Below are 11,574 nucleotides of genomic sequence, written 5' to 3'. Positions count from 1 at the left end.
CGGGCACGGTTCAGGCCGTGCCCGGCTCCCACATACAGAATTGAGAAGCCAGAAGGGGAAAGGCACCTGATGCCCCATGACACGCCTTTGATTGCGACAATCGTCATCGGGTTATGCCTGGCCTTCATCTTCGGTGCGATAGCCACCCGTCTGAAAATCTCCCCTCTCGTTGGCTATCTTCTGGCCGGTGTTATTGCCGGTCCCCACACACCCGGTTTCGTTGCAGATCAGGACCTCATTCTTCAGCTTGCCGAGATTGGTGTCATCCTGCTGATGTTCGGCGTTGGTCTGCATTTTTCCCTCAAGGATCTTCTTTCCGTCAAAGCCATAGCGGTTCCCGGCGCACTCGCACAGATCGCAGCCGCAGCAGCACTTGGAACCGGCCTTGGCCTCGCCCTTGGCTGGGATGTGCAGGCCGGTCTGGTTTTCGGTCTAGCTCTTTCTACCGCGAGTACGGTCGTCCTGTTGCGCGCGATGCAGGAGCGCCGCCTGATTGATACCGAGCGCGGGCGCATCGCCGTCGGCTGGCTGATTGTCGAAGACCTCGCAATGGTCATGGCGCTGGTTCTGCTTCCGGCAGTCGCCAGCGTAACCGGTCGTGCGGAAGGCTCGGCAGCAAGCGATCCCATCGCTTCATGGCTTGGCCTCGGCATTGGTGGCATTATCCTTCTCACCATTGCCAAGGTTGTTCTGTTCGTCGCCCTGATGCTCATCGTGGGACGCAAGGTCATCCCCTGGCTTCTGAATGTCGTGGCTCAGACCGGCTCCCGCGAATTATTTCGTCTCGGCGTGCTCGCCATTGCACTGGGCGTGGCTTTCGGCGCGGCCCATCTGTTTGGCGTTTCCTTCGCGTTGGGGGCGTTCTTTGCCGGCATGGTGATGAGCGAATCCGAACTCAGCCATCGCGCAGCAGAAGAGTCCCTACCCTTGCGCGATGCCTTTGCGGTGCTGTTCTTTATCTCGGTCGGAATGTTGTTCGACCCGATGAGCCTTCTCCGCGATCCACTGCCCCTGCTCGGAACGCTTGCCATCATCCTCATCGGCAAATCAGTCGCGGCATTCTTCATCGTGCGCGCTTTCCGTCGCCCTGTCAGCACGGCGCTCACCATTTCAGCAAGTCTTGCTCAGATCGGTGAATTCTCCTTCATTTTGGCGGGGTTGGGCGTCAGTCTCAATCTTCTCCCACCGGCTGGACGCGACCTTATTCTCGCTGGTGCCATCCTGTCGATCTTCCTCAATCCGATTATGTTCATCGTAGCGGAACGAATGCGGCCATGGATCGAAAAGCAAAGCAAACACGAGACACCAGCCGGTGAAGCCCCCGGTGTCGAACTCAGCATTTCCGAACCTGAGCCGCTACCCCAAACTTTGCTAAACGGACACACGATTGTCGTCGGCTATGGCCAGATCGGCGAAAGGATTGCAGCAGGATTACGGGCAGAGACGACGCCTTTTCTCGTCATCGAGGATTCGTCGAAAATCAGCGCCTCGCTCAAGGACAAAGGCGTAGAAGCCATTGCTGGCAACGCCTCGGATTCAGAGATACTGAAGGCGGCCAATCCGGCAATGGCGCGAAATCTGGTTATTGCAATCCCCAATGCCTTCGAGGCTGGACGGGTCACAGCATTAGCCCGAGCCGCAAATCCGGAAATCAGCATCGTCGTACGCGCCTGCTCGAAGGCGGAAGCACAATATCTAAAGGATCTTGGCGCAGATTTTGTCATTCTGGGAGAGGAGGAAATCGCAGCCGCCATGGCAAAAGCAATCGGAACTGAGATCATAAAGAAAAGCACTGAAACCGTTTCCAAAGAAACCGAATCTCAGACCGACACATTGGGGCTACTATCGGAAGATGAATCGACCGATATCATGGGCAAAAAAGGGGATGATATGAAGCATGAAAGCATGGTGACCGGCTGATGAAAGCAAAGGATTACATCTGGCCGGTCGTGGGTATTTGCGCAGTCGGTATTTCGGCTTGGCTTCTCTATCGCGAACTGCGCAGCATTTCACTCGATGATGTTCTGGACAGTCTTTATGCAATCCGTGCCCATCATTGGGTTCTGGCTGCAGCTTCAGCACTTTTGGCCTACAGTTCGCTTGCAGGCTACGATCGCATCGCGCTCTTGCACCTCAAGCGCAAGATTTCCTGGCTGTTTATCGCGCTTTGTTCCTTCACCACCTATGCTTTGTCACATAATATTGGTGCCTCGGTCGTCTCTGGCGCGGTTGTGCGCTACAGGGCCTATTCGTCACAAGGCATGCCTGGCAGCGAAATCGCTGTTCTTATCGCCTTCTGTTCTTTCACATTTATTCTCGGTGTCATCATAACATCAAGCATTGTTCTCCTATTGGAGCCGCATATTCTCATGCGCTTCAACGAGGAGCTGACACCGACCGTCTCCATTGTGATCGCACTTTTGATGCTCGCATTCGTGCTGCTCTATGTCTTTGGTAGCTGGCTGCGTCTGCGCCCGCTCCAGATCGGCAGTTTTCGTCTGGAATATCCGCGCATGTCGGTTGTGGTGCAGCAGCTCATCGTCGCGCCGTTGGAATTGATCGGCGCCGCCGGCATCATCTACTTTGCCTTGCCAGAGGCTGGCAATCCCGGATTCCTTATTATCTTGGGCATTTTCCTGGTCTCCTTTTCTGCCGCCCTGATCTCGCACGCTCCGGGTGGTCTCGGCGTTTTGGAGCTCGTTTTCCTGACTGGCTTGCCGGATATGAATCAGGCTGATGTTTTGGCAGCGCTGATCGTCTTCCGCCTGCTCTACCTCCTTATCCCGTTCGCGATGTCACTCGTGGTCGTTCTGGTTTTCGAAAAGTCGCAGTTTCTGTTGCGATGGAACGATAAACAGCGAAAATAGAGGCAGGCCAGGAACGGAGTATAATTTTCACAAAACCGTCCTAATTTGAATTTGTTTTCCTTAAAATGGCAACTTTGGCCGCCTATCTTGGAACCAGTTTCGCAATGGCTTTAAATTGCGAAACTGAACGCCCTCCCAAGGCCTTATCCAAGAGGAAAAACGCATGCCTGCGACATTAATCATCCCCGGTTTCAAGGGATCGGAAGCAGGCCACTGGCAGCGCCAATGGTTGCATGACGATCCGTCAGCATTGCTCGTCGAACAGGACGACTGGCACTATCCGGTGTTATCCGACTGGATGCACGCACTCGAATCCAAACTCGCCGAAAATCCGGGCGCAGTTCTGGTCGCCCATAGTCTCGGCTGCGCACTGGTCGCACATCTGGCCAGCCGCCCGTCGGCGGCTCATGTGGCGGGCGCCCTTCTGGTTGCACCGGCTGACGCCGAAACAATGGCTCGTAAGGACGATCGGTTCCAGAGCTTTACTCCGCTCCCGCGCCAGGAGCTGGGTTTTCCGTCCATCGTCGTCGCAAGCCGCAACGATGAATATATGAGCTTTGCCAAGGCAGAAGCTCTGTCCCATGTGTGGGGATCGGGATTTGTCGATCTCGGCCATGCCGGACACATAAATGTAGCAAGTGGATTCAGCCGCTGGCCGGAAGGGATTATCCTCGCATCTTCTCTTCACAGAGAACCGATAAACAACACGCTTTCCCAAGCAGCGTGACCGTGAGAGCGGTTCCAGTCAAATGGAACCGCTCAAGCTTTTTTGTATTTAAGCATCTTGCCTGCGTTCAAGCAGAACCTTCAAGACAAGTGTCAGAAGAGCGATCAGTGCAAGCGTCGAAGCCGCAGCGAATGCACCGGCGACATTATAGTCATTGAACAGTAGTTCCACCTGAAGCGGCAGCGTATTGGTCTTGCCTCGGATGGCACCCGAAACGACCGACGTTGCTCCAAACTCTCCCATCACACGCGCATTGCAAAGTACAGCACCGTAGAGCAATGCCCATTTGATATTAGGCAAGGTCACGTAGAAGAAGGTTTGCCAGGCATTGGCTCCAAGCGTCAGAGCTGCTTCTTCTTCTTCACTCCCCTGCACTTCCATCAGCGGGATCAGTTCACGCGCCACGAAAGGCGAAGTGACAAAGAGGCTGACAAGAAAGATTGCCGGAACCGTGAACATGATCTTGATGTCGTAGGTTTCCAGCAATGGCCCCAGCAAACCTTGTGATCCGTAGAGGAAGAGATAGGTCACACCGGCCACGATGGGAGAGACTGAGAACGGTATTTCCACGAAAGTAATCAGCAGCCGTCGTCCGGGGAAACGGAACTTGGTTACGAGCCATGCGACGCAAACACCAAACGCCATATTGATAGGCACCACGACAATAGCCGTCAGAATGGTCAGCCAGACCGCATGCAATGTATCCGGCTTCAATATTTCACCGAAGAAGACATCAACGCCCTTGCTGAACGCATAGGAGAAGATGACTGCAAGCGGTGCTCCGATGCAGATCACCGACAAGCCCGCCGCCAGCCAGATCAACAGATTGCGTGCAGGTCCGGAGTTTCGCGCCTGTAAACTTGCGTTAGCGTTCTGCATAACGAAGCTGCCTTGCCTGAATGAGATTGGTCACAAGAAGCATCAGGAACGCCGTAACGAGCATCACGAATGCAAGTGCTGCGGCGGCTGGATAATCATATTCATCAAGCCGGATGAAAACGAGCAGCGATGTCACTTCAGTCTCGAAGGGAAGATTGCCCGAGATAAAAACAATCGAACCAAACTCACCGAGGCTGCGCGCAAAGGAAAGCGACGAGCCTGCAAGGAAAGATGGAAAGATGGTCGGCCAGATAATGTGTGAGAATGTCTGCCAAGAGCTGGCCCCGAGGCTACGGGCAGCTTCTTCCACATCAGCGCTCATATCCTCCAGTACCGGCTGCACCGTGCGGATAACAAATGGAATGCTGGTGAAAAACATCGCGATCATGATGCCGAGCGGTGCATAGGCAACCTTTATTCCAATCGGTTCAAGGAACCGTCCGAACCAGCCATTCTGGGCAAAGAGCGTCACCAATGCCAGACCTGCTATGGCAGTCGGCAGCGCGAAAGGAAGATCGACTGCAGCATCAATCAGGCGTTTGCTGGGAAATTCGTATCGGGTCAGCACCCAGGCCAGCAAAAGACCGAATAGGCCATTGAATACTGTTGCTACCGCAGCTGCACTCAAGGTGATCTTATAGGTCGCCAGTGCCCGATCTGAGGTCACGATACTCCAGAAGTCGCTCCAGCCGAGACTTGCCGTTTTCAGAATCATGGCCAACAGTGGCAAGGCCACGATCACAGCCAGATAAAGCAAAGTGCAGCCGAGGGTCAGTCCGAACCCCGGCAGCACAGAATTACGTTTCATGCTTAGAAGCGCCACTGGATTTTTCCAAAAAGCAAGGCGATCCCTCAGGGATCGCCAATTGGCTCTGTTTATTTGCCGGTGAAGAGCTGATCGAGCACTCCGCCTTCGGCGAAATGTTCCTTCTGAACTTTCTCCCAGCCACCGAAAGCATCTTCAACAGTCACGAGCCGCACATCGGGATAGATATCCTTATGTTTTGCGATGACATCCTTGTCATGCACGCGGTTGAAGTTTTGAGCTAGAATCTCCTGGCCTTCCGGCGAATAGAGATAATCGAGATAGGCTTCGGCAATCTTGCGCGATCCGCGCTTGTCTACCACCTTGTCGACGACCGTAACAGGAAACTCTGCCAGCAGACTGACTTCCGGTACGACAACGTCATATTTGTCGGGGCCAAGAACCTTCTCGGTTCCGCGTGTTTCAGCCTCGAAGGTCACCAACACGTCGCCAATGCCACGTTCGGCAAAAGTCGTCGTTGCGCCACGACCGCCCGTATCGAACACGGGAACATTCTTGAAAATCTTCCCGATAAATTCGTGAACTTTTGTCTGATCGCCCTTGAATGCTTCGTTCGCGTACGCCGTCGCAGCAAGATAGGTATAGCGCGCATTGCCCGAAGTTTTCGGATTCGGGAAGATCACCTTCACGTCGTCACGCGCCAGATCATCCCAATTCTTGATGTTCTTCGGATTGCCCTCACGAACGAGGAAAGCAGGGAATGAATAGTAGGGTGACGAGTTGTTCGGGAGTCGCTTCTGCCAATCGGCCGGAATGAGATTGCCCTTGTCATGCAGGACCTGCACGTCGATCACCTGATTGAAGGTAACCACATCCGCTTCAAGCCCTTCCAGGATCGAACGCGCCTGCTTCGAGGAGCCCGCATGAGACTGATTGACGGTCAGATCTTCACCGGTCTTGGTCTTCCAGTCTACGATGAAGGCCTTGTTGACCTGTTCGTAGAGTTCTCGCGCGATGTCATAGGAAACGTTGAGGATTTCCTTCGACTCCTGCGCATGAACCGGAGCGGCGCCGAGACCGAGGGCTACCGCCGCATATAGAATAATTTTTCTCATTAGACCCATCCCCACCGCGCTGTTTGCGAAAAGCGCTCTAAACTGGATTGTTTTCGGAAAACAAATCTAACGAGAGAAGAGACAAAATCAATCTAAATCATTGATTTAAATATATAAACTACTTTCAAAGCCATTCATGGAACCTGTACCCAAACCACATGCTGGCATGAGAAAATAATTCTCATCAGGATCGAAACCATAAAATGAAATGCAAAAGGCAGGAGACTTCCACCCCCTGCCTTCAAACCTTTTCTTGGACTTCTGATCTCACCAGAAACCGCGATGCTGCCAGCACCAGAGAAAATTATGCTCGCCACGCTCCAGCCGACTACGGCGGCGCGCTGCAATCTCTTCCGCATTCAACTTCATTTCGCGCCAAGGCTGCTCTAAAAAGGCCGGAACACGCAAAAACGTATTCTTCATTTTCGTAGCGAGCAGTTGAACGGTTCGCCTCATGCCTAGCCTCCTCATTGCCTTCCGCTCAAATATTGTCGCGCTTTCGCCGCAACAATGAACGATAGGTTAATTTTGAAGGCTTCTCGGCTTTTGTCAATAACCTACTTATTTTATCGGAGTTAACTGTGTGAAATAATTTGCGAGCCAGATCAACCAGCCCGCAAATTCATTCCTGTTAAACCTCGTAGTCGATTGAGGGCGTAATGCGTACCTTGGCGATATGACGACCGTTCATCGACTCGATCTTGAACTCCAGGCCATCGGCAACGAAGCTTTCCCCACCCAGCGGCAAGTGTCCGAGATGCCAGAGAACATAACCGGCCAGCGTCGTATAGCGATCACCATCATCAAGAAGGTCGCGTTCAAGAAGACCACTCAGCCGACGAATATCGGTAAAGCCATCCACAAGATAACCACCATGGCCGTCCGACTGCGCTACAGCCGCCTCTTCATCTTCATCAGGAAACTCACCGGCAATGGCTTCCAGAACGTCGGTGGGTGTCACGACGCCTTCGAAAGAACCATGCTCGTCTACCACCACCGCGATCTGAACAGGTGAGTTGCGCAACTGTTCCATAACGCGCAACACATTTGCATTTTCATGCACGACAAGCGGTTGTTTTACGATTTTGTCCCAGTCGATAGGCTTCCTGTCGCCGATATCGAGCAGAAGATCCCTCACAAGCGCCACGCCGATGAACTCATCCACCTGACGACGTGCAACGATGACGCGTGAATGTGACAGCTTGCGAATGGCCGCATCCAGTTCCGCTTCGTCTTCATCGAGGTCCAGCCACTCGATCTCATTGCGTGGCGACATGATGGAACGCACAGGTCGATCAGCCAGATCGAGAACGCCGCGGATCATCTCCTTTTCTTCCGGCAGGAAGACGTCACTGGCGGCTGTCTGCTGGGCAATCACATCAATCGTATCAGAGAGCGGATTTTCACCGCGACCACCACCGAGCAGGCGCAGGACTGCGCCTGCCGTGCGTTCTCGCAGATCATTGGTGGTAACCAGCTTTTCACGATTGTGTCGCGACATCTGATTGGCCGCTTCGATCAATACCGAGAAGCCGATCGCGGCATAGAGATAACCCTTTGGAATATGGAATCCGAAACCTTCCACGACCAGACTGAAGCCAATCATCATCAAAAAGCCAAGACAGAGGATGACGACGGTGGGGTGCTTGTTGACAAAGTCCATCAACGGCTTGGAAGCGAGCATCATCACGCCGATGGCGATAACCACAGCAATCATCATGACCGGCAGGTGCTGGACCATGCCAACAGCCGTGATGACGCTATCCAGCGAGAACACCGCATCCAGAACGACAATCTGAACGATCACTTGCCAGAACACAGCATGCACAACCTTGGAACTTTTTGGCCCATGATCGCCCTCCAGCCGCTCGTGGAGCTCCATTGTGCCCTTGGCGAGGAGGAAGAGGCCGCCTATCAGCATGATGATGTCGCGTCCCGAGAAGGACATGCCCATCAGCGACACCAAGGGCTCTCGCAGAGTGACGATCCAGGAAATCGACGCCAGCAGTACCAAACGCATCAGAAGAGCGAGACTAAGGCCGATTAGCCGTGCACGATTGCGTTGGTGCGGGGGCAGTTTGTCGGCCAGAATGGCGATGAAGACGAGATTGTCGATACCGAGAACGATCTCGAGTACCACCAATGTCACCAAACCTATCCAGGCATTGGGGTCGGCAATCCAGTCCATGGACCAGTCCATGATATGTCGGCTCCTTTAAAGATCAGCAGAAATGAAAATTGGAAACTACGCCGCAAGCAGTTTGTGGCCGGGCCGCTTTTGTGCGGTCCAGCCCCTGGCGGACAAAGACTATCGGGAATTGTTCAACGCGCGGGAAGCCCGAACACCCCTTCGGGGAACTCGGACTTCGAGAAGACGAATCGTCAGAACTGTCGTCGGGCATAAAGCGCGATGAACCTTATATGAGGTGCTTGCGAGGCTCCAAGCCTCAGCAACACCGGTTGCCATATGGAACATATGGTTTTGTTATTAAGCAGACTGAAGCCTGCTGCACAAGAGACCGATTATTATTCGGCCGGTGAGACATGAACTCGGCGCTTACGCTCCCGACGTGGACGGGCTTTGAAAAAACGAACGCCAATGACCGTCACGATGATAGTCGCGATCGTGATCCCGATCACGAACCAGAACATGTGATCGCCGTCCATTCTGGCAAAAACGCCAGCGCCACGGCCAGCCAACCAACCCGGAAGGAACATCAGTGGAGCCCATACCAGGGCAGACAGGACATTAGCGGTCTGGAAGCGCGTCTGATCCATCGACATCATGCCGGCAACCATCGGTACGGTGCAGCGTACAGGACCGAAGAAGCGGCCCAGGAACACCGCCGAAAAACCATAGCGACGGAATAGAAGGCGCGCACGCGCCACACCGCTGCGGTGCTTGTTGAGCGGCCATTTGTGGATGATGTTGCGGCCAAGCCACCAGCCTAGGAAATAGGAGATAATATCGCCGATAACAGCACCAATGATCGCGCCGATAATGACGGGAATGGGTTCGATGATTCCGGCACCCACGAGGCCGCCAATGGCGATCATGATCGGAGTGGCTGGAATGAACATTCCTATAATGGCGAGAGACTCGCCAAAGGCGATGATGCCCACGATAGGCCCAGCCCATGACCGATGATCGGAAATAAACTGTCCGAGATCGCCTATTATGCTTTCCATTCCGTCCTCAAATGTCGCGAACCGGATTTTGAAACGATGTGAGCCGTTTCTGTTTTCTTCGGCAAGGGCAACCCGGTGCATGAAGCGCCTTGCTCTGACAAATTCCAGGGGCGGTGGCGGTGTCCGTGACTTCAGAACCATTACCAACCGATCAAGTCTTTTATATGCCGTAGCTTCTCAGACAAGCATCAATAATTGATGACATTGCTGCGACATTTGCGGCGTGGCTCTACTCCCTGAACAAAACCTCCCCACCGGACGTATTAGTCCAGCTTGGCGAATATGGAGCCGCAGGGTTCGGCTTACAACGCCGGAGACGTGAAAAAATGAATCAAATCAAGAATCTCTCATTTCTGATTCTCAAAAGAGCGCTCAGGAAATACAACCAGAATATACACACACGGAAAAAGACAGCGGTAACGCGCAGAAATGGATTTTCGAAAGACCCGCATTTCCGGGCTTTTTGGGAAAACTGTCATTTTTTTCAGAAATTTTACAGTTGAAGGCTGGACAGGTGGAAAAGAGGCCGTTATAGAACCGCTCACTTCACCGGGGCCGCTGCCTCGGCAAAGCGAGTGGGTGATTAGCTCAGTTGGTAGAGCAGCTGACTCTTAATCAGCGGGTCGTAGGTTCGATCCCTACATCACCCACCATTTTCTCTTCTGAAAACAAACGCTTCCGCTGATAACTGATCCTGAAGGATCAGACAAAATCTTCCCGTTCGGACAGACATGTATCTCCGTATGAGCAGATGATTCCCTGCTTTAGAGAATGCTTCAGCTCCGGTTTTCTCATACACAACCCAATACATTACCGATAATTAATTGGCATATTCATATGCGGTTCATCTAAAAAGACAGACATTACTCGCACGCCTTTTATCGGCGCCCCTGTAAAAGAGTAACGGAGTCAAATAGCCATGAAATCGAAGACCGCATTTATCGCTGTAATTGCAACATCTTTGCTTTCTTTCCCTGCACTAGCACAAGAAAACAGCAGTGCAAATACTGATAAACCGGCAGCAGAGACGGCCGTTACACCACGCAAAGATATGAAGGACAAACGGGGTCCTATTGATCTTGAGAAGTTCTCTCGCATGGATGATCTCAAGGCCGCCGATACCGATGGCGACGGCATACTTTCTCGAGCCGAAATCGAAGCACTGGCGCTCAAGCGTATCGTGAGCCGTGCAGCCGACCGCATGGAACGTCGTCTCGATATCAATGGCGATGGCAAGGTTACGCTTGCGGAAGTGGAGAACCAGCGCAAGAAGGAATTCGCTGCACTGGATCGGAACGAGGATGGCAAAATTGATCGCAGCGAAATGCGTGCTGCGAAGATGCATCACCAGACCAGAGGCTCTCACCACAAAGGCCCACATCACATGGGCAAACACAAGGGTGGTGAGCACAAAGGCCCGATGAAGGATCAAGCCGAGAAGCCGCAGGAATAAAGCTGAAAGCAAAAACCCGGGCTCAATGCCCGGGTTTTTAATGTGCCAATATTAATGTCACCGCTCAGGAGCGGACGACGCCCTTCTTGAAAATGACATTGCCATAAAGTCGTTTCTCGCCCGTACGAATGATCGCGAAAGCATCGCGAGCGCGGTGATAAAAGGCAAATCTTTCAATCGGATCGACAGAAATCTTCCGTCCCTCGGCCGCTTCTATGACCGCATCAAACTCCTTGAAAATCGCTGGCGTTTCATTGGGCGCCTGCATGACAGCAGCTGGCTTGTCGACAAAATCGTCCAAAGGCAGCAGTGACAGAACGGCTTCCGCCATATCCGTTGCGGTGGTTCCCGGAAAATCCAGTACGTGGACACCAGAGGACTGCGCCGGATAATTGGCATCGACAATCACAAGATCGTCTCCGTGCCCCATATCGGCAAGAACCTCGAGCAACGAGCCGGTCAGCAATGGATTGATATTCTTCAACATAAGACGTCAGTTCCCATAAAAATTCTGTCGCCTCACACTAAACAACTCGCTTTCAGAATCGCAAGGTCCAAGTATGGGAAGGCGACCGACA

At 53.0% G+C, this 11,574-nt stretch carries 11 protein-coding genes and 1 tRNA gene; 5 read left to right on the top strand and 7 right to left on the bottom strand.

The window, feature by feature from the left end:
• The first annotated feature begins 69 nt into the window (after positions 1–69).
• From ybaL to HWX93_RS17720, 3 genes are all read left to right on the top strand, one after another.
• Positions 70–1,920 carry a YbaL family putative K(+) efflux transporter gene (gene ybaL / locus HWX93_RS17730; protein WP_176038113.1) on the top strand — a complete coding sequence of 617 codons (1,851 nt, stop codon included), beginning with the start codon at positions 70–72 and terminating at the stop codon, positions 1,918–1,920.
• Positions 1,920–2,867 carry a lysylphosphatidylglycerol synthase domain-containing protein gene (locus HWX93_RS17725; RefSeq protein WP_176038112.1) on the top strand — a complete coding sequence of 316 codons (948 nt, stop codon included), beginning with the start codon at positions 1,920–1,922 and terminating at the stop codon, positions 2,865–2,867. Before ybaL ends, HWX93_RS17725 begins: the two co-directional genes overlap by 1 nt.
• Positions 2,868–3,030: 163 nt before the next feature.
• Complete coding sequence (locus tag HWX93_RS17720) at positions 3,031–3,594, top strand: alpha/beta hydrolase (protein ID WP_176038111.1); 564 nt, start codon at positions 3,031–3,033, stop codon at positions 3,592–3,594.
• Positions 3,595–3,642: 48 nt separating this feature from the next.
• On the opposite strand, the gene cysW is transcribed toward HWX93_RS17720, so the two are convergent.
• The 6 genes from cysW to HWX93_RS17690 all read right to left on the bottom strand — a co-directional run bounded on the left by cysW (position 3,643) and on the right by HWX93_RS17690 (position 9,543).
• The gene (gene cysW / locus HWX93_RS17715; protein ID WP_176038110.1) at positions 3,643–4,473 is read right to left on the bottom strand and encodes a sulfate ABC transporter permease subunit CysW; all 831 of its coding nucleotides are present in this window, start codon (positions 4,471–4,473) and stop codon (positions 3,643–3,645) included.
• Positions 4,460–5,281 (bottom strand): sulfate ABC transporter permease subunit CysT, encoded by an 822-nt coding sequence (gene cysT / locus HWX93_RS17710; RefSeq protein WP_176038109.1) that lies wholly within the window; start codon positions 5,279–5,281, stop codon positions 4,460–4,462. The genes cysW and cysT overlap by 14 nt, the downstream gene beginning before the upstream one ends.
• A gap of 68 nt (positions 5,282–5,349) precedes the next feature.
• Complete coding sequence (locus tag HWX93_RS17705) at positions 5,350–6,354, bottom strand: sulfate ABC transporter substrate-binding protein (RefSeq protein ID WP_176038108.1); 1,005 nt, start codon at positions 6,352–6,354, stop codon at positions 5,350–5,352.
• A gap of 267 nt (positions 6,355–6,621) precedes the next feature.
• Positions 6,622–6,810, bottom strand: coding sequence for a hypothetical protein (locus HWX93_RS17700; RefSeq protein WP_176038107.1), 189 nt, complete (start codon positions 6,808–6,810; stop codon positions 6,622–6,624).
• Between the two features lie 175 nt (positions 6,811–6,985).
• Positions 6,986–8,554 (bottom strand): TerC family protein, encoded by a 1,569-nt coding sequence (locus HWX93_RS17695; protein WP_176038106.1) that lies wholly within the window; start codon positions 8,552–8,554, stop codon positions 6,986–6,988.
• A 326-nt stretch (positions 8,555–8,880) separates the two neighbouring features.
• Positions 8,881–9,543 (bottom strand): DedA family protein, encoded by a 663-nt coding sequence (locus HWX93_RS17690; protein ID WP_109988532.1) that lies wholly within the window; start codon positions 9,541–9,543, stop codon positions 8,881–8,883.
• A 577-nt stretch (positions 9,544–10,120) separates the two neighbouring features.
• Here HWX93_RS17690 and HWX93_RS17685 point away from each other — a divergent pair.
• Both HWX93_RS17685 and HWX93_RS17680 read left to right on the top strand, forming a co-directional pair.
• Positions 10,121–10,196 (top strand) — tRNA-Lys (locus HWX93_RS17685).
• A gap of 266 nt (positions 10,197–10,462) precedes the next feature.
• Positions 10,463–10,996 (top strand): EF-hand domain-containing protein, encoded by a 534-nt coding sequence (locus tag HWX93_RS17680; protein ID WP_176038105.1) that lies wholly within the window; start codon positions 10,463–10,465, stop codon positions 10,994–10,996.
• A 64-nt stretch (positions 10,997–11,060) separates the two neighbouring features.
• Here HWX93_RS17680 and HWX93_RS17675 read toward each other — a convergent pair whose 3' ends face one another.
• Positions 11,061–11,483, bottom strand: coding sequence for an RbsD/FucU family protein (locus tag HWX93_RS17675; protein ID WP_176038104.1), 423 nt, complete (start codon positions 11,481–11,483; stop codon positions 11,061–11,063).
• Positions 11,484–11,574 lie beyond the last annotated feature (91 nt).

Origin of the sequence: Brucella tritici, assembly GCF_902825325.1 — a bacterium.
Classification (GTDB): domain Bacteria; phylum Pseudomonadota; class Alphaproteobacteria; order Rhizobiales; family Rhizobiaceae; genus Brucella.
The sequence above is the reverse complement of the archived record's forward strand: the minus strand, read 5'-3'. Positions and strand labels throughout refer to the sequence as shown.